The sequence below is a fragment of the uncultured Aggregatibacter sp. genome (genome assembly GCF_901873365.1).
Taxonomy (GTDB): Bacteria; Pseudomonadota; Gammaproteobacteria; order Enterobacterales; family Pasteurellaceae; genus Aggregatibacter.
Genome location: NZ_CABFLM010000137.1, coordinates 35,693 through 53,300 on the forward strand (window position 1 = coordinate 35,693; position 17,608 = coordinate 53,300).

The 17,608-nt window shown below is 43.0% G+C and carries 18 protein-coding genes; 7 read left to right on the top strand and 11 right to left on the bottom strand.

Annotated features, from left to right (window positions below; all coding sequences use genetic code 11):
* Positions 1-10: 10 nt before the first annotated feature.
* Positions 11-1,813, top strand: coding sequence for a DEAD/DEAH box helicase (locus tag QZ106_RS10495; protein ID WP_295976753.1), 1,803 nt, complete (start codon positions 11-13; stop codon positions 1,811-1,813).
* A gap of 73 nt (positions 1,814-1,886) precedes the next feature.
* Here the strand turns inward: QZ106_RS10495 and menB are convergent, their stop codons facing one another.
* The 6 genes from menB to QZ106_RS10525 form a co-directional block, all read right to left on the bottom strand.
* A complete protein-coding gene (menB, locus tag QZ106_RS10500; protein WP_290521158.1) occupies positions 1,887-2,744 on the bottom strand; it encodes a 1,4-dihydroxy-2-naphthoyl-CoA synthase in 858 nt (285 codons plus the stop codon).
* A 518-nt stretch (positions 2,745-3,262) separates the two neighbouring features.
* Entirely contained in the window at positions 3,263-3,457 is a 195-nt protein-coding gene (locus tag QZ106_RS10505) for a hypothetical protein (protein WP_295976754.1), read from the bottom strand.
* 76 nt (positions 3,458-3,533) lie between these two features.
* A complete protein-coding gene (rpsO, locus tag QZ106_RS10510) occupies positions 3,534-3,803 on the bottom strand; it encodes a 30S ribosomal protein S15 (RefSeq protein WP_021615823.1) in 270 nt (89 codons plus the stop codon).
* Between the two features lie 78 nt (positions 3,804-3,881).
* Positions 3,882-4,646, bottom strand: coding sequence for a 2-succinyl-6-hydroxy-2,4-cyclohexadiene-1-carboxylate synthase (menH, locus tag QZ106_RS10515; RefSeq protein ID WP_295976784.1), 765 nt, complete (start codon positions 4,644-4,646; stop codon positions 3,882-3,884).
* Positions 4,647-4,697: 51 nt separating this feature from the next.
* Positions 4,698-6,404 (bottom strand): 2-succinyl-5-enolpyruvyl-6-hydroxy-3-cyclohexene-1-carboxylic-acid synthase, encoded by a 1,707-nt coding sequence (menD, locus tag QZ106_RS10520; RefSeq protein ID WP_295976755.1) that lies wholly within the window; start codon positions 6,402-6,404, stop codon positions 4,698-4,700.
* Positions 6,395-7,702 (bottom strand): isochorismate synthase MenF, encoded by a 1,308-nt coding sequence (locus tag QZ106_RS10525; RefSeq protein WP_295976756.1) that lies wholly within the window; start codon positions 7,700-7,702, stop codon positions 6,395-6,397. The genes menD and QZ106_RS10525 overlap by 10 nt, the downstream gene beginning before the upstream one ends.
* Before the next feature lie 117 nt (positions 7,703-7,819).
* Between QZ106_RS10525 and QZ106_RS10530 the strand changes: the two genes are divergently transcribed.
* Entirely contained in the window at positions 7,820-9,034 is a 1,215-nt protein-coding gene (locus QZ106_RS10530) for a pyridoxal phosphate-dependent aminotransferase (RefSeq protein WP_295976757.1), read from the top strand.
* A 426-nt stretch (positions 9,035-9,460) separates the two neighbouring features.
* On the opposite strand, the gene QZ106_RS10535 is transcribed toward QZ106_RS10530, so the two are convergent.
* A complete protein-coding gene (locus QZ106_RS10535; RefSeq protein WP_295976758.1) occupies positions 9,461-9,859 on the bottom strand; it encodes a DoxX family protein in 399 nt (132 codons plus the stop codon).
* 109 nt (positions 9,860-9,968) lie between these two features.
* Positions 9,969-11,759 (bottom strand): protein-disulfide reductase DsbD, encoded by a 1,791-nt coding sequence (locus tag QZ106_RS10540; protein ID WP_295976759.1) that lies wholly within the window; start codon positions 11,757-11,759, stop codon positions 9,969-9,971.
* A gap of 152 nt (positions 11,760-11,911) precedes the next feature.
* Here QZ106_RS10540 and QZ106_RS10545 point away from each other — a divergent pair, with 152 nt between their 5' ends.
* The 4 genes from QZ106_RS10545 (at position 11,912) to arcA (ending at position 14,067) form a co-directional block, all read left to right on the top strand.
* Positions 11,912-12,472, top strand: a complete 561-nt coding sequence (locus QZ106_RS10545) for a TIGR00730 family Rossman fold protein (protein ID WP_295976760.1) — start codon at positions 11,912-11,914, stop codon at positions 12,470-12,472.
* Between the two features lie 206 nt (positions 12,473-12,678).
* A complete protein-coding gene (locus tag QZ106_RS10550) occupies positions 12,679-12,945 on the top strand; it encodes a type B 50S ribosomal protein L31 (protein WP_295976761.1) in 267 nt (88 codons plus the stop codon).
* Positions 12,946-12,955: 10 nt separating this feature from the next.
* Positions 12,956-13,096 carry a type B 50S ribosomal protein L36 gene (ykgO, locus tag QZ106_RS10555; protein WP_006719061.1) on the top strand — a complete coding sequence of 47 codons (141 nt, stop codon included), beginning with the start codon at positions 12,956-12,958 and terminating at the stop codon, positions 13,094-13,096.
* A 266-nt stretch (positions 13,097-13,362) separates the two neighbouring features.
* Positions 13,363-14,067, top strand: a complete 705-nt coding sequence (arcA, locus tag QZ106_RS10560; protein ID WP_021615813.1) for a two-component system response regulator ArcA — start codon at positions 13,363-13,365, stop codon at positions 14,065-14,067.
* Positions 14,068-14,098: 31 nt separating this feature from the next.
* On the opposite strand, the gene QZ106_RS10565 is transcribed toward arcA, so the two are convergent.
* The 3 genes from QZ106_RS10565 to epmB form a co-directional block, all read right to left on the bottom strand.
* Positions 14,099-14,479: a hypothetical protein gene (locus QZ106_RS10565; RefSeq protein ID WP_295976762.1), complete on the bottom strand. Its 381-nt coding sequence runs from the start codon at positions 14,477-14,479 to the stop codon at positions 14,099-14,101.
* 65 nt (positions 14,480-14,544) lie between these two features.
* Positions 14,545-15,741 (bottom strand): LysM-like peptidoglycan-binding domain-containing protein, encoded by a 1,197-nt coding sequence (locus QZ106_RS10570; RefSeq protein WP_295976764.1) that lies wholly within the window; start codon positions 15,739-15,741, stop codon positions 14,545-14,547.
* A 165-nt stretch (positions 15,742-15,906) separates the two neighbouring features.
* Positions 15,907-16,926: an EF-P beta-lysylation protein EpmB gene (gene epmB, locus QZ106_RS10575; protein WP_295976765.1), complete on the bottom strand. Its 1,020-nt coding sequence runs from the start codon at positions 16,924-16,926 to the stop codon at positions 15,907-15,909.
* 30 nt (positions 16,927-16,956) lie between these two features.
* Here epmB and efp point away from each other — a divergent pair, with 30 nt between their 5' ends.
* Positions 16,957-17,523 (top strand): elongation factor P, encoded by a 567-nt coding sequence (gene efp / locus QZ106_RS10580; RefSeq protein ID WP_005544066.1) that lies wholly within the window; start codon positions 16,957-16,959, stop codon positions 17,521-17,523.
* The last annotated feature ends 85 nt before the right edge of the window (positions 17,524-17,608 follow it).

The following is a 17,608-nucleotide window of genomic DNA, read 5'->3' on the forward strand; positions in this document are numbered from 1 at the left end:
AGTATTTTTAATGACTGAAACTAAAATGACTTTCAAGGATTTAGGCTTGCCTGAATTCATCCTTAATGCTGTTTCCGATCTTGGTTTTGAAACACCATCTCCAATTCAACAAATTTGTATACCGCACTTATTAGAAGGCCGCGATGTACTGGGCATGGCACAAACCGGGAGTGGAAAAACCGCGGCTTTCTCTTTGCCTATTTTGGCGCAAATCGATCCGACCGAAAAACACCCGCAATTATTAGTGATGGCGCCGACCCGTGAATTAGCTATTCAAGTTGCAGATGCATGTGAGCAATTCGTGAAATATGCCAAAGGCATCAATATTGTGACTTTGTACGGTGGTCAACGTTATGACATCCAATTACGTGCGTTAAAACAAGGGGCGCAAGTTGTGGTGGGCACACCAGGTCGTATTTTGGATCACCTACGTCGTGGTACCTTAAGCCTTGCTGAGCTTAAAGCGATCGTGTTAGACGAAGCGGATGAAATGTTACGCATGGGCTTTATTGATGATGTGGAAACCGTGATGGCAGAATTACCGGAACATCATCAAACCGCACTTTTCTCTGCCACCATGCCGGAGCCAATTCGTCGAATCACCAAACGCTTTATGAAGGATCCGCAAGAAGTCAAAATTAAAGCGACCCAACAAAGTGCGCCGGATATTGCGCAAAGTTGTTGGTATGTTCATGGCTTCCGCAAAAATGATGCCTTGTTGCGTTTCTTGGAAGTGGAAGATTTTGATGCAGCGATTATTTTCACCCGTACCAAAACCGGCACGTTAGACGTGACCGAATTATTAGAAAAACACGGTTTCCGTGCGGCGGCATTGAATGGCGATATGACACAACAATTACGTGAACAAACCTTAGATCGTTTGCGTAGTGGTAGCTTAGACATCGTTGTGGCGACAGACGTGGCGGCGCGTGGTATCGATATTGAACGTATTAGCCTTGTGGTGAACTACGACATTCCGCTTGATGCAGAATCCTATGTGCATCGTATCGGTCGTACCGGTCGTGCAGGACGTTCCGGTCGTGCGTTATTGTTCGTTGAACCGCGTGAACGCCGTTTGTTGCGCAATGTTGAGCACCTTATCAAGAAAAATATTGAAGAGGTGGAATTGCCGAATCATGAAGTCTTACAAGCCTGTCGTCGTAAAAAATTCAAAGATAAAATTACCACACAATTGGAACATCATGATTTAGAGCTTTACCGTGAATTGTTGGAAGATATGTTTACTGCCGACCAATCACAAGAAGACATTGCCGCCGCTATGATGATGTTGCTACAAGGCAAGCAAAAACTGATTCTTCCGCCGGATCCGGTGGTGGATAAAAAAGCACGTCGTGATCGTAATGAGCGTGGTGACCGTCGTGAGAATCCGCGTTCGGCAGAACGTCGTGGCGAACATAAAGGGTACGGTAATTCGCAACCAATGGATTTATATCGTATTGAAGTGGGTCGAGGAGATGGCGTGGAAGTTCGCCATATTGTTGGTGCTATTGCGAATGAAGGTGATATTAATAGTCGCTACATCGGTCACATCAAGTTGTATGATGATTATTCCACCATTGAATTGCCACAAGGTATGCCGAAAGAATTGTTACAACAATTTGCGAAAACGCGTGTGTTAAATAAACAAATGCGTATGTCTTTTATCGGCGAAGCCAAAGGCGACCGTGGCGGTGATAATTTTGGCGGAAAACGCCGTGGCGGACGTTTTGAAGAAAAAGGTTTCAAAGGCGATCGTAAATTTAAAGAAAAATCTCACCGCACTTTTAAAGAGAAACGTGAGTTTAGAAAATAAAAAAGAAGACCGCACCTAAAGTGCGGTCGTTTTTTTAGATAAATTAACAGTCTATGTTAAGAAAGCGCGTTTACTATGGATTACGCTTGAACTTACTAAAATCAGGCGCACGTTTTTCATTAAATGCGTTACGACCTTCTTGTCCTTCTTCCGTCATGTAGAACAACATGGTGGCATTACCGGCAAGTTCTTGAAGACCGGCTTGTCCATCGCAGTCCGCATTGAGTGCCGCTTTCAGGCAACGTAAAGCAATCGGGCTGTTGCGGAGCATTTCGCGACACCAACGCACGGTTTCTTTTTCTAAATCCGCATAAGGCACTACCGTGTTCACCAAGCCCATCTCTAAGGCTTCTTGGGCATTATATTGACGGCATAAGAACCAAATTTCACGCGCTTTTTTCTGACCGACAATACGCGCCATGTAGCTTGCGCCCCAGCCGCCATCAAAGGAACCCACTTTCGGACCGGTTTGACCATAAATCGCGTTGTCTGCGGAAATGGTGAGATCGCATAACATATGCAATACATGACCGCCGCCAATGGCGTAACCTGCCACCATCGCCACGACCGGTTTCGGGCAGCTACGAATATCCCGTTGGAAATCCAAGACGTTAAGATGATGTACACCGCTGTCGTCTTTGTAGCCGCCGTAATCGCCGCGTACTTTTTGGTCACCACCGGAACAGAAGGCCTTTTCGCCTTCACCGGTCAACACGATGACACCGATTTTTTCATCAAAACGGGCATCAGCAAACGCGGTGATCATTTCTTTCACGGTTTGCGGACGAAACGCGTTGCGCACTTCAGGACGATTAATGGTGATTTTGGCAATGCCGTCAGTGGATTTGTGATAACGAATGTCGGTGTAACCCGCACTGTGATCCACCCACTCAACCGGTGCATATAAAACATCATCTTTTGGATTTTGCATGAGAAATTCCTTTATTGAGGTTAAAAAGTGCGGTCATTATAGCGGAAGTTTTCTGAATCTGAAAATGCTCCGCACGGTGGCAACATGAACCATGCACAATAAAAAAGCAGACTTCCCACGAAGAGAAATCAGCTTTTGACATAACTTATTTAGAATCGTAGCGTGCAACTTGTTGCACGAAATCATGAATGCTAGAAAGAGCAAATAACCTTCCGTGCGTCGTTTCGTCGTGCATCAAGATGCACGCTACGCACTGAAAATGCTCCACCGGCGGCAACATGAACCATGCACAATAAAAAAGCTGACGTCCCACGAAGAGAAATCAGCTTTTAACATAACTTATTTAGAATCGTAGCGTGCAACTTGTTGCACGAAATCGTGAATGCCCGAAAGAATTAAATAACGTTCCGTGCGTAGTTTCGTCGTGCATCAAGATACACGCTACACACGAAATCATGAATGCACGAAAGGCTTAAATAACGTTCCGTGCGTGGTTTGGTCGTGCATCAAGATGCACGCTACGCACGAAATCTTGAATGCCCGAAAGGCTTAAATAACGTTCCAGCGTGGTTTGGTCGTGCATCAAGATGCACGCTACACACGAAATCTTGAATACCCAAAATAGTTAAATAACGTTCCGTGCGTGGTTTGGTCGTGGCATCAAGATGCACGCTACGCACTGAAAATGCTCCACCGGCGGCAACATGAACCATGCACAATAAAAAAGCTGACTTCCCACGAAGAGAAATCAGCTTTTGATATCACTTATTCAGTTATTTAATACGTAGATTAGCGACGTAAACCTAAACGAGCGATTAAGCTGCTGTAAAGTTCAAGATTAGTACGTTTTAAGTAATCTAAAAGTTTACGACGACGGGAAACCATGCGTAATAAACCGCGGCGACCGTGGTGGTCTTTTTTGTGTTCAGCAAAGTGTGCTTGTAAGTGGTTGATTTGTGCGGTTAATAAAGCGATTTGAACTTCGGAAGAACCGGTGTCTTTACCATCGCGACCAAATTCAGCAACGATTTTTGCTTTTTGTTCAGTACTTAGAGACATAATAACTCCTAATATGAAGTGGTTAATGATACATCGTTCGCCGATCTCTAATTCAGCGACGACAAAGGAGTGCAGATTTTAGCCATTGCGTGGCGAAAAAGCAACGAATTTATCCTGTAATAACGCATTTAATTGCTCGGCAAATGCCATTGGATTTTCTTGATGCGCATTATGTCCTGTCTGTGGAATCAGTGTCAGGTTCAGCTGATTTTCTAACGCCATTTGCTTAAATTTATGATCTCGTTCGCCGCAGAAATAATAGATCGGATAAGGGCTGTTTTTGAGGTAAGGACGTAAATCCGGCTGTTTAGCAAGAGAGGTCGCTAACAACATTTTGGCAATATTGTCACCACAGTTGGTTTGGCGTTTTTCGATCAACGCCTTGCGTTGGTCTTCCGTTAAATGGGCGAAGACGGGTTGTTGATACCAATCATTCAGTACGGAAGTCGCGTTTTCATGGCGAAAACGTTGTGCCCAAAACACATCATTTTCCCACCGCACTTTTTTGTCTGCCTCATTCGTCAATCCAAGATTGCCGCCTTCAATAATCAGCCCTTGTAGGTTGTATTTGTCCTGTTGACTGCAAAGGGCGTAATACAGCGCGATTCTGCCACCGAGGGAGTAGCCCACTAAAAAATACGGGCGATTTCCTACCGCACTTTGGATGTGTTGTGCTATGTAAGCGCAGGTGTCATCAAAATCCTGTACAGAGTGATTTTTTGCGCTACCGTGGAAAGGCAAATCCAAGACAACGCAGTGAAAGTGCGGTAGATTTTCTGTGAGTTTTTGCCAGTCGGCTTGGGTGCCGAGTAAGCCGTGTAAAAAAATGAGATAAGGTTTCATCACATGAAAAAAGCAAACTAACGTAAGATAGTTTGCTTTTGATCTTTCCGTTTATTCACCGACAACCGCATAGCTGATTTGGTCGATGAGGCGTTTGTAAATGGTGCTGCCGTCATTCGGCGCAACTTTAATTTCGATGATAGTGGCTTCGCGACGTGAATAGGCTTGTTTTAGCACGGAGCTTAAATCCGCCCAGGTGTAAGGACGGGCATATTTTAAATCGAACATGGACGCCACTTGGGAAAACTCAGTGTGGTGTGGCATACGATAGAACTTATCTTTCACTTCAGCATCCACCGGCAACATATCAAAAATTGCGCCGCCGTTGTTATTGATAATAAACAAAATAGTCGGTTGGGTAAGTTTTTTGAACAATGCCAACGAGTTTAAATCATAAAGCGCAGAGGTATCGCCCACTAAGGCGACGACCGGTTGATTAGAACCAATACCAATGCCGGCAACAGTAGCAAGTAAACCGTCAATACCGCTTGCGCCACGATTAGTATGAATCGGGTAGCCTTCCGGCAATTTGGTGAGCGCATCCACTAAACGCACAAATAAGCTGTTACCGAGGAAAAGGATGCCGTTGTTCGGTAATAAACGTTCGATGTGGTGGGCTAACGAAGCTTCGTTTAAATTGCCACCCACTTGCTGCTCAATAAAGGTGGCACAGAATTTGGATAACGCCAAGGCTTCCAGTAACCACGGTTTTTGTCTTAACGGTGGATGGGCGCGTAACCAATGATGAATTTTGGCAACAAAACGGGTGTGGGAATGATGGTAAGGATCCACCGCTTGTGGGTTTTCATCCACAATCCAATATTCGTTTTTAAATTCAGCTAAAAACTGGTTAATGCGTTTGCTAATAAAACGGTTGCCAAGCTGAATGACAATATCTGCCTGTAACATTTTTTGTTTTACCGTTTGATTCGCAAGCCAAATATCCGCATAAGGCAAACTGGCTTCCACGCCGGATTGAATATCGGTCAGCAACACCCAGCCCATCGTATTTGCCCAAGAAGCAATGCCCATGGCTTGTTCTGCCGGCATTCTGCCCGCCACAATAATTCCGAGTTTGGTACGCCACTGATCCCAGTGTTCGTGAATTAAGACTTCTTGATGTGGCGCAGGGTAGGTTGTCCAACTTTTATTTTGGCTTAACCAACGTTGAACGGGCGCTAACCAAGGATGAACATCAATTTCTTCTGTGTTGGCATCATATAACGGCTCGGCGAAAGGCACATTGATGTGAATTACACCAGCTTCTTCCGCTTGTTTATGGCAGGCGTGTTCAATTTTTGAAATCAACCAGCTTGCTGCATAATCTTGGCTTGGGCGCGGAAGATTCAAATTGGCAAGCGGATAATCGGCAAACATATTTTCTTGCAAAATTGCCTGATTCGCACCGCACTCTAAGAGTTCCGGTGGGCGATCCGCAGTGAGTACGATCAGATTGACGTGACTTTGACGGGCTTCAATGATTGCCGGATATAAATTGGCGGCAGCGGTGCCGGAAGTGACAATAACGGCAACGGGTTTTTTGGTGGATTTTGCGATGCCAAGAGCAAAGAAACCTAAACCGCGTTCATCAAAATGTGTATGGCAAAGGGCACGATTGGCATTTTGTAAACGTACGGCTTCTAATGTCAGTGGGGTCGAACGCGAACCAGGCGCGATACAAAAGTGGGTTACGCCTTGACGCACAAGGGTTTCCAAGATCACTTTCGACCAACAACGATTAAAGACGCTTACTGACATTTTTGCTCTCCGTTTTCAGATTTCGTTATTTTTAATAATGAGATTAATCCCGCGGCTTTGCGCTCGATTTCTTGCCATTCTAGCAAGGGAACTGAGCCCTCAACAATACCGGCGCCGGCAAACACATGAATTTTGTCTGCTTCAACAAAGGCCGAACGAATCGCCACACAAAACTCCGCTTGTTGTTGATTTAAAAAGCCTAATGTGCCCGCATACCAACTGCGATCGTAATGTTCAATTTGCTGTAACAAGGCTTTCGCTTTTTGTTGTGGCAAACCGGCAACCGCGGCCGTCGGATGGATGGCTTGCAAACAGTTTAAGTCGGTACAGTTATCGGTTAAAAGTACGGTGATTTCTCGGCGTAAATGTTGTACTTGACGCAGCTGTTTGATGCCGAGGTTGCCTACTTCAATGTGTTGAGTGAAAGGGGCTAAATTGGCGTAAATCCCATCCGCCACCAATTGGTTTTCATGAATGTTTTTCTTGTCGTTCAGTAACCAATCGGCTTGTTTGCGATTGCTTTCATGGTCTTCGCTCATGGGCGCGGTGCCTGCGAGAGCCTCTGTTTTTAAATGACGCTCATGACGTGCATACAACCGTTCCGGCGAAGATCCAAGGAAACTGGTTTTGTCATCTTGCGCGAAAAGAAAGTGGTAGCAGCCTTTATTGTAAATTTCACTTTGCGCTAAAAAATCCTTGGCATTGAGCGGTTGATTGAGGGCAAAGGTGCTTTTATTGGCTAACACCAATTTGGTGACCGCTTTTTCATGAATTTGTGCCAGAGCCTTTTCTACCCAATTTGCCCATTGCGTCGGATTCGCTTGCTGCTCAATCAAATCCGCTTGAGTTTGAAGCGGTAAAAGTGCGGTCGTTTTTTCAAATGTTTTTAAAACCTGCAACGCCTTGTCTTTATTGTGAATAAGATTATCTTGGTCAATAAAAACGGTGACTTGAATCTGATTGTCGCGCTGTTCTAACACCAACTGTGGCAGAAAAAAAGTGGTTTGCCCGTAAAATTGAATGCCGCCGAAAAGAGGTAAATTGTGTTGATTCACGAAATCTTGCGCCGCGTCTAATTGTTGAAATGTACGAATGGCGCCAAGCGTGGCAAAGCATTGTGTTGTTTGCTGTAATTGAAAATAGAATTGCGGATAGTGCGGTTGTGCTTTTAGCCAACCTAATAAATCAACATCGCATTCGGCTTGTGCTGAACAAACCGCAATGTGCTGAGGTTGATTTAATTGTAATGCATTAATTTGACTGATTAATTGCGTTTTAATTGATTGCAAACTATCCATTTTGAAAAAGCATTGTCTTTAACGGGAAAATAAGTTAAAAATGAACCGCAATTCTACCGCACTTTACGGGAATTTTTCACAAAATATTTCATTTCTTAATTACTCAAGGTCAAAACTATGGAACGCTTTCCCAAATCAGATAAATTAGAGCACGTTTGTTACGATATTCGCGGACCCGTGCACAAAGAGGCACTACGTCTTGAAGAAGAAGGGCATAAAATTTTAAAACTGAATATCGGTAACCCCGCGCCTTTTGGTTTTGAAGCGCCGGATGAAATTCTCGTTGATGTCTTGCGCAATCTTCCTTCTGCCCAAGGTTATTGTGATTCCAAAGGGCTTTATTCTGCTCGCAAAGCCATTGTGCAATATTATCAATCGAAAGATATTCGTAGCGTTACAGTGAATGATGTTTACATCGGAAACGGGGTGTCAGAGTTGATTACAATGGCGATGCAAGCACTGTTGAATGATGGTGATGAAGTGTTAATTCCTATGCCGGATTACCCATTATGGACTGCCGCGGCAACGTTGGCGGGCGGTAAAGCGGTACATTATTTGTGTGATGAACAGGCAGATTGGTTCCCGGATGTAGAAGACATTAAAAGCAAAGTCACGTCACGCACGAAAGCCATTGTGATTATTAATCCGAATAACCCGACGGGTGCGGTTTACAGCAAAGAATTGCTGTTAGACATCGTTGAAGTGGCACGTCAGAATAATTTAATCATTTTTGCCGACGAGATTTACGATAAAATTTTATACGATGGTGCGGTACACCACCATATCGCCGCGTTAGCGCCTGATTTATTAACGGTCACGTTTAACGGTTTATCTAAAGCCTATCGTGTTGCCGGTTTCCGCCAAGGTTGGATGATTTTAAATGGGCCAAAAAAACACGCCAAAGGTTACATCGAAGGTTTGGATATGTTGGCGTCCATGCGTTTGTGTGCCAACGTGCCAATGCAACATGCGATTCAGACCGCACTTGGTGGCTATCAAAGCATTAACGAATTCATTTTGCCGGGCGGACGCTTGTTAGAACAACGTAATAAAGCCTATGAATTGCTCAACCAAATCCCGGGAATTAGTTGTACGAAGCCGATGGGGGCGTTGTATATGTTCCCGAAAATCGATATCAAAAAATTCAATATGTATGACGATGAAAAAATGGTGTTTGATTTATTGGCACAGGAAAAAGTCTTGTTGGTGCATGGTCGTGGTTTTAACTGGCATTCACCGGATCACTTCCGCATTGTAACATTGCCGTATGTTTATCAAATTGAAGAAGCCTTAGGCAAATTTGCGCGATTCTTGTCGCATTATCATCAATAATGTTTTCCAGAAGAAAAAGCCCCGAATAGCCATCCGGGGCTTTTTGTTTAGCATAAAGTGCGGTCATTTTTTGGAATCGTAGCGTGCAACTTGTTGCACGAAATCGTGAATGCACGAAAGGCTTAAATAACGTTCCGTGCGTGATTTGGTCGTGCATCAAGATGCACGCTACGCATGAAATCATAAATTACGCATCGGGGTTAATCATTCGTGCAACAAGTTGCACGCTACGTACGAAATCGTGAATTACGTATCGAGGTTAATCATTCGTGCAACAAGTTGCACGCTACGTACGAAATCGTGAATTACGCATCGAGGTTAATCATTCGTGCAACAAGTTGCACGCTACGTACGAAATCATGAATGACGCATCGAGGTTAATAACAATCCGCACCTAAAACGTGCGGATTGTTATTTATCAACATCTTATTTTTTCGCTGTTTTATTGTCTAATGCGAAAGCGCCCGCACCGGCAAAAACAAAATAGAAGAAGATAAAACAATATAATACCGCTGCTTCACCGCCATTCATTAGCGGGAAAAGCACACCTTTCGGCGCATGGAGCATGAAATACGCCACGGCCATTTGACCACTCAAAATAAAGGCTGAAAGGCGGGTCAATAAGCCGAGTGTAAATAAAATACCAAAGACCAATTCAATCACGCCACCCACGCCCATTAACGAGGCAAGTTCTACAGAACCGTTTCCACCGGTCATGGAGATCGGGAATTCCCAAAATTTCGCAGTACCGTGTAAAACAAAAGCATAGCCCAAAACGATGCGTAATAAACCTAAAACATAATGACGATATTTGTCTAAAAACATAAATTTTCCTTCTATAAATTAAATTGGATTGTGTTAGTGAGGTGGCGTATGCTAACACAACAAAAAAGAAAAAAAATACTTCAAGCAGAAAAGGATTATTTCCAATTCGTTAATAATTTGTGCTTTTCGCAGCGTTTAACGTTGCCATAAAGGCTTCTGCAGGTAAAAAACCGGTAATCCGTTGTGCTTGAATTTCTTCACCTTGTTGATTAAAGAAAATAATCGTAGGCAAGCCTGTTACCGCAAGCGTCTTCATTAAAGTGCGGTTAGATTCACTGTTATTTGTCATATCCACTCTTAATAACAAAACGTCACTCAATGCGGTTTGTACTTGCGGATCCGCAAAGGTTTTATGTTCAAATTCCTTACAGGCAACGCACCAATCGGCATATAAATCCAACATGGCAATTTTATTCGGGTGCTGTTTTAGCACCGCTTGCAATTCGTCATAATTTGAAATTTGTTGAAAAACGAGCGAATTTTGGACCGCACTTTGTGTATTCGCGGCTTGTGAGGTCGCCGCATTCTCTTGCCACACCCAATTTTGTAACGGTTGTGCCGAAACCATGGCGGCAACAAAGAACACAATACGGAAGAATAAACCAATACCGTTTGAACGCATCTGTGTGGCCAACCAAATGAAGAAACTCACGCCAAGTAATGCCCATAAACGCGGTTCCCACATGCTTGGAATAATGCGCGAAATCAGGAAAATCGGTAACGCCAACATGACAAAACCAAAGGCGGTTTTCACGTTTTCCATCCAAGCCCCGGATTTCGGTAAGATTTTATTGCCGAATACGGTAATTAATATGAGCGGCAAGCCCATGCCTAACGCCAATAAATAAAGGGTCAATGCACCGATAACAAAATCACCGGATTGCGCCACATAAAGCAATGCACCGGATAAGGGCGCGGAGGTGCAAGGAGACGCTACTAAACCGGCAATCGCCCCCATGACAAACACCCCGAAAAAGGCGCCGCTTTTCTGTTGTTGGCTAAATTGCGTCAGTTTCGTTTGCAAAGACGAAGGCAGCTGTAATGTGAATACGCCAAACATGGACAACGCCAGCAATACAAAGACGACGGAAAGCCCAATCAGAACATAAGGGCTTTGCAGGGCAATTTGGAACGGCAGGCCAATCAGCACGACCACTAAGCCAAGCAAGGTATAGGTTAGTGCCATGCCTTGCACATACACAAAACTAAGCGCAAGTGCGCGCCAGTTGCCGGTCTCTTCTTTCCGACCGCCGATGACAATGGCAGAAAGCAACGGCAACATCGGTAGTACGCAAGGCGTAAAGGCCAATCCGATACCTAAGACAAAAAACCACAACATGGCGTATTTACTTTGCGACAGACTCTCTGCCAGTTGATTTTGTTGTGATGAAAAAACGTTGGCATTTTCCACCGCACTTTGTGATGTCTGATGCGTCTCTGCACCATTTTGCGCCTCATGACCGGCAGAAACGTTTGATAAAAGATCACCGATGTGGAATTGTTTGGTTTCCGGCGGATAGCAAAACCCCTTCGCACAACCTTGATAGGTGACTTCCAGCAGATCCTGTGGTTGAGGATCTTTTAACGGCAACGTCAGATTAAGGTCATGTTTGAAAATAGTGACTAATCCAAAGTAAGGATCTTCATATTGTTCTGCAGAAGAAAGAAATTGCGGTGCATTTTCAACAGGCTTGCCATTCACTGAAAATGCCAATTTATCTTGATATAAATAGTAATTTTCCGCAATTTGCCACTGCATCGAAACGCCAGTGTTAGACCGTTGCACATCCAGCTGGAAAGCCTGATCCACCGGTAAGAATTTAGTCTTATTATTAAACAAATCTGCTTGTGCGGCCATGGCAGTCAAGCAACAGACTAAGAAAATAAACAGTTTTTTCATCATAAAATCGCACGTTACCCTAAATAAAAAATGGGGTTCATTCTAGCATTACAACAAGGATTTTGTTGTAAAATATTCTCTCTAAAATCAATTACTACAAACGGTAAAATAGATTGTCAGGATCGACATCAAGCAAAAAATAGGATGAAAAAATGCACATTACAGTTTATTGCGGCGCAAGTTTAGGTAATCAGCCCGAATACCAACAAGCAACGATTGCCATGGGACAATGGATTGCACAAAAACAACACACCTTGGTTTATGGTGGTGGGAAAATCGGTTTGATGGGATTGTTGGCCGATACGGTATTAGCCCATGGTGGCAAAGTCATCGGCATTATGCCCGCCTTTTTACAGGCTCGAGAGCCGATACACACCGGTTGTACGGAGCTTATGGTGGTGGATTCTATGGCTGAAAGAAAAGCCAATATGCTCAAATTAGCCGATGCCTGCATCGCCTTACCCGGTGGCGCTGGTACATTGGAAGAAATCGCGGAAGTTTATTCTTGGGCAAGAATCGGAAAAAATCCTCATCCTTGCATTTTATTCAATAAAAATAGCTTCTATGATCCCTTAAAAGCCCTCTATCAGCGCATGGTCGAAACCGGTTTTCTATCTGAAGACGCATTCAAAAAACTGTTATTTAGCGAGAATTTCGCAGAAATTGAACGATTTATTGCTGAATATCAACCGCCCGAATTTCGTTGTTACTAAGTGCGGTCAGGAATTCTTTCATTTTTTGACAAAAATTAAGTAAGTAAAAACAGATGATGAAAAGCGCAGATTTCATCTATCTTGTCACTTACCATCACAATTTTTGCCTCTTATTTTTTTATTTAAAATAAGTTTGCATGAAAAAATATTTTGATGTAGGATAGCGCGCATTGTTATTTTTCACTAAAAAATAAGGTTTTAAGCAAATGAAAAAAGGTATCCATCCTGAAAATTATCGCACTGTGCTTTTTTATGACTCCAACGCCAAACAAGGCTTTTTAATTCGTTCTTGTGCACGTACCACCTCGACCATGAAATGGGAAGACGGTAACGAATATCCGGTGTTTATGTGCGATACGTCCTCCGCCTCACATCCATTTTACACCGGTAAAACAAGACAAATTGCCAGCGAAGGCCGTGCTAGCGAATTTGCTAGTCGTTACGGCAAATTCGGTTCATTAAAATCAAAATAAGGACGCTAAAATGCAAGTATTATCTTCATTAAAAACCGCTAAAACACGTCATCCTGGTTGTAAAGTTGTGCGTCGTCATGGCGTGGTGTATGTGATTTGTAAAGAAAATCCTCGTTTCAAAGCACGCCAAGGCGGGAAAAAGAAACGTTAAAAAATCATTATTATTTTGTGTGTAAATATTGAGCGAATGCTCACTTTATCCTCCGAGGGTATTCAGGCTGTCGGAGGATTTTTTATTTTAGTCGAAAGCCGATTAAGCCTTGCCAATTTCATGACGTAGATCATAGAATTAAACGCTAATACTCATTATGTTGTATTTTTCATTGTTACGATAATGTTGCAACTATAAAATAAAATTGGATTTATTTTTCATCGCCTCATGATAAAACTCTCATTAGGCAAATAAAGGATTTGCCCATGCAAACACCACAAATTTTAATTGTTGAAGACGAAACGATTACCCGAAATACATTAAAAAGCATTTTTCAAGCGGAAGGGTATGATGTTTTTGAAGCCTCTGATGGGCTTCAGATGCACCAAATTTTAGAAACGGAAATCATTCATTTGGTGATTATGGATATTAATCTGCCAGGGAAAAACGGATTAATGTTGGCGCGTGAATTACGTGAAAATGCCGATATTGCCTTAATGTTTTTAACGGGGCGTGATAATGAAGTGGATAAAATTCTCGGATTAGAAATCGGTGCTGATGATTACATCACTAAGCCATTCAATCCGCGTGAACTTACCATTCGTGCGCGTAATCTATTGCAGCGCACCATGCAAGAAAATCAACGTGCGCATCATGTTGAACAGTATAAATTTAACGGTTGGACGTTGGATTTAAACAGTCGTACCTTGATTACACCGGAAGGTGAAGAACGTAAACTGCCTCGCAGTGAATTTCGTGCCATGTTACATTTCTGCGAAAATCCGGGCAAAATTCAGACCCGTGAAGAGTTATTGAAAAAAATGACCGGTCGTGAACTCAAACCGCAAGATCGGACTGTCGATGTCACGATTCGCCGTATTCGTAAGCATTTCGAGGATCATCACGACACACCGGAAATTATCGCCACCATCCATGGTGAAGGTTACCGTTTTTGTGGAACCTTAGAATAAAATGCAAATTGCGCTGGCGATAATAAGATAATCAGCGAGGCACGCACTGTTCCGCCAGCACTTCCCCAAGGCTAGTCTTAAGTGTATTAGCCTCTTTACGTTCCAGCCAAACCCAATGAATATTGGAATAATTTCTGCCGTTCTCAGCGATACTTGGCGTAAGTTTTTGCGTCACACCATCAAATGTCACAGCAATTGATGTTTGAGTGCCTTTTTTATTCTTTCGGGAATGTTTAGTCACACGAACGACTTTATTATCTTTACATAAATACTCTACTGCCGTTCCCTTTTGAGTCGATTTTTGTAATGCCGTTGGCGTCGTTTTTTTATCTGTTTTCGTGGCAACTACCGGTTTTGTTGCGCATCCGATTAATCCCCAAATAGTCAATAACATCAAGCCCGCTTTTAGCATGATCTTCTCCTTTTAAAAAGCAGATAGGCATAATGCCATGACTATGCCTATCAAGTTTTATGGATCTATTTCTTAAAAGTATAGCTACCGTCTGCCTGTCGAATAAAATGTCCGCCATTGGATAAACGTAACTCCGTCACACGACCTTGCGCATTCAGTAATACCTGAACTTGATCGCCAGGTTTGAAGCTACTGAGCACATTGCCTGCCCCGCTTGCTTTCGTCATGGCATTAACATCGGCAATTTGTAAATTGTTATCACGGAACACCTGCATGAGTGATACGCCTTGAGGCACAACAAGATTCTTGCCGGTAACCGCTGTTGCAGCTGACGGACGCACTGCCGATTTAGCCTCGATAACTTCAATAACACGTTTCGGTGCCTGTGGTTTGACTTGCGGTTTATTTTGAACAACTGGTTGCGGCTTAGCCGGTGCTTTTTCTTCGCGAACACTTTCCGTTTCAACCTTTTTCGCTACATGTTGAGCCGCATGAGGTTTAACTGCCTCAGTACGCACAGGGGTTTCCGCTTTTGGCGTATTGGTTTCAACACCTTTGTTCTCCGCAACCGCTGCCTCACTGTTTGTATTTGTTGTAATATTCGGCTGGGTAATTTCTAATGAACTTGGCGATGAGGCGGTCTGTGCATCTAACACGGTGGCTTCATTTTCCTGCGTTTGATCTAACTGCTGGAACTGAATGGGAATATTATTGCTATTTTGTTGTTCGAAAGATTGCACGGTTTCAGAACTTGGCTTCATTAAAAGGATAAAAAGAAGCAGAAGCAACAATATGCAAAGTGCAACAAAAATACGACGATGTTTTTGTGGCAATATGCTTAAAATCTTCCAATTTTCAGGTGAAGCTAATGTTGCTTTAGGCGCAGAAGCCGCTTGAGAAGCCGTTGCTTTGACACTATTTTCTTCGGTCACCGAGGATTCGGTTGTAGCAGATAACACCTCTTCGGCCACTATCGGATCTGCCGCCACATGATGTTCTTCCGGTGCAGTTGAGGGAACAAAGGCTTCCTCACTCGTATTCGGTGCAGTGGAAAAATCCCGTAATGTGGGTTCTTTACGTTCTACTGCGGTTTGAGGCTTTTTATTAAAAAGTGTTTTTGCTCTTTCCAGTAAAGATGGCTCGTTGCCGATGGCTTTCTTCGGTGTAATAGGTTCCATTTTGTTTAATCCTAAATCTAATTCATTTTGAGCCGAATCGGCTAAATTATTTTGATTTCCAAGGTTTCTTTGTTCAGAATCCACGATATACCTCTAATTAAATAATACAATAACCCGTAAAGTGCGGTTATTTTTGAGCGTGTTTTTCATCTTATGAAAAACCACCTAACCGAATCTGTTACGTCATAATTTATCCATAAAAAATCTTGCCTATTTTAAAGCATCTTTTCCTTTTTTGATACCGTCTTCTCAAGACGAATATAAAGTTTTATTCGGTTCTCCACCGATTTCACGGGCAAGTTTCGGCACCAAATAGCCGGAGCTAATGCGTTGTAGCTCTTTATAAATTTTCAGGGCTTGGGCGTCATTAAGATAAAAATGCGTTGCGCCTTCGACTTTATCTAACAAATGCAAATAATAAGGCAAAATGCCCACTGAAAATAAGCGGTCACTCAATGTTTTCAGAATTTGTGCGTCATCATTCACATTTTTGAGTAAAACCGATTGGTTTAATAAAACGACGCCGCAATCCTTTAATTTTGCCATGGCATGGGCAAAATCCGCATCAATTTCATTGGCATGATTGACATGGGTGACCAAAATTTTTTGCAACCGGGTTTGCGCTAAAAGGCGACAAAACGCATCGGTTATCCGTTGCGGAATAACGACCGGCAGACGGGAATGAATACGGAGGCGTTTTAAGTGCGGTATGTTTTCTAAGTGTTTTATCAGCCACTCGAGCTCGTGATCTTTTGCCATCAACGGATCGCCGCCGGAAAAAATCACTTCTTCAATTTCAGGGCGTTCCGCAATATATTGCAATGCTTTTTGCCAATTTTGCTTGGTGCCTTTGTTGTCTTCATAAGGAAAATGACGGCGGAAACAATAGCGACAATTTACTGCGCAACCGCCTTTTACCATAAATAACAAGCGATTATGGTATTTATGCAAAATATTGGGGACGACGTTTTTATCCTCTTGTTCTTCCAAGGGATCTTTACTAAATCCTTCGGCTTGTAAAAACTCATCCGCAGAAGACATGACTTGTAAAAACAACGGATCCTTTGGATTGCCCTTTTCCATTTTTTCTACAAAAGGCAGTGGCACGCGCATGGCAAATAATTTGCGCGCTTCTATGTCGTGTTTGAAGGATTCGAGAGGGAGTTCGAGGTGTTGTAATAACATTTTCGGGTCAGAAATGCCATTTGCCAAATGGGTTAACCAACTTTGTTCTTCTCTAATCGGGATGTTTTGATGTAGAATAGCCACTTTTAAAAAACAATCTTTTTTGAGGATAATATGGCTACATATACTACCAGTGATTTCAAACCAGGTCTAAAATTTATGCAAGACGGTGAGCCTTGCGTGATCGTTGAAAATGAATTCGTTAAACCCGGCAAAGGTCAAGCGTTCACCCGCACCCGTATTCGTAAATTAATTTCCGGCAAAGTATTGGACGTAAACTTCAAATCCGGTACTTCTGTTGAAGCTGCTGATGTAATGGATTTAAACTTAACTTATTCTTATAAAGACGATGCGTTCTGGTATTTCATGCACCCGGAAACATTTGAACAATATTCTGCAGATGCAAAAGCGGTAGGCGATGCAGAGAAATGGTTATTAGACCAAGCAGATTGTATCGTTACCTTATGGAATGGCGCACCAATCACAGTAACTCCGCCAAACTTTGTTGAATTAGAAATCGTTGACACCGACCCAGGTCTTAAAGGCGACACCGCAGGTACCGGCGGTAAACCGGCAACCTTAAGCACCGGTGCAGTGGTGAAAGTGCCATTATTCGTACAAATCGGTGAAGTGATTCGCGTGGATACCCGTTCCGGCGAATACGTTTCTCGCGTAAAATAATTTGCAATTAATCTGACCTAATTGCACAATATTACAACAATGCAAAACGGAGAAAATGCCATTCGCCTTTTCTCCGTTTCCATTT

Bases quoted from the DNA above. Each gene is read 5' to 3' on its own strand.
- QZ106_RS10495 (WP_295976753.1), top strand. From the start codon at position 11: ATGACTGAAACTAAAATGACTTTCAAGGATTTAGGCTTGCCTGAATTC.
- menB (WP_290521158.1), bottom strand. From the start codon at position 2,744: ATGCAAAATCCAAAAGATGATGTTTTATATGCACCGGTTGAGTGGGTG.
- QZ106_RS10505 (WP_295976754.1), bottom strand. From the start codon at position 3,457: ATGGTTCATGTTGCCGCCGGTGGAGCATTTTCAGTGCGTAGCGTGCAT.
- rpsO (WP_021615823.1), bottom strand. From the start codon at position 3,803: ATGTCTCTAAGTACTGAACAAAAAGCAAAAATCGTTGCTGAATTTGGT.
- menH (WP_295976784.1), bottom strand. From the start codon at position 4,646: ATGAAACCTTATCTCATTTTTTTACACGGCTTACTCGGCACCCAAGCC.
- menD (WP_295976755.1), bottom strand. From the start codon at position 6,404: ATGTCAGTAAGCGTCTTTAATCGTTGTTGGTCGAAAGTGATCTTGGAA.
- QZ106_RS10525 (WP_295976756.1), bottom strand. From the start codon at position 7,702: ATGGATAGTTTGCAATCAATTAAAACGCAATTAATCAGTCAAATTAAT.
- QZ106_RS10530 (WP_295976757.1), top strand. From the start codon at position 7,820: ATGGAACGCTTTCCCAAATCAGATAAATTAGAGCACGTTTGTTACGAT.
- QZ106_RS10535 (WP_295976758.1), bottom strand. From the start codon at position 9,859: ATGTTTTTAGACAAATATCGTCATTATGTTTTAGGTTTATTACGCATC.
- QZ106_RS10540 (WP_295976759.1), bottom strand. From the start codon at position 11,759: ATGAAAAAACTGTTTATTTTCTTAGTCTGTTGCTTGACTGCCATGGCC.
- QZ106_RS10545 (WP_295976760.1), top strand. From the start codon at position 11,912: ATGCACATTACAGTTTATTGCGGCGCAAGTTTAGGTAATCAGCCCGAA.
- QZ106_RS10550 (WP_295976761.1), top strand. From the start codon at position 12,679: ATGAAAAAAGGTATCCATCCTGAAAATTATCGCACTGTGCTTTTTTAT.
- ykgO (WP_006719061.1), top strand. From the start codon at position 12,956: ATGCAAGTATTATCTTCATTAAAAACCGCTAAAACACGTCATCCTGGT.
- arcA (WP_021615813.1), top strand. From the start codon at position 13,363: ATGCAAACACCACAAATTTTAATTGTTGAAGACGAAACGATTACCCGA.
- QZ106_RS10565 (WP_295976762.1), bottom strand. From the start codon at position 14,479: ATGCTAAAAGCGGGCTTGATGTTATTGACTATTTGGGGATTAATCGGA.
- efp (WP_005544066.1), top strand. From the start codon at position 16,957: ATGGCTACATATACTACCAGTGATTTCAAACCAGGTCTAAAATTTATG.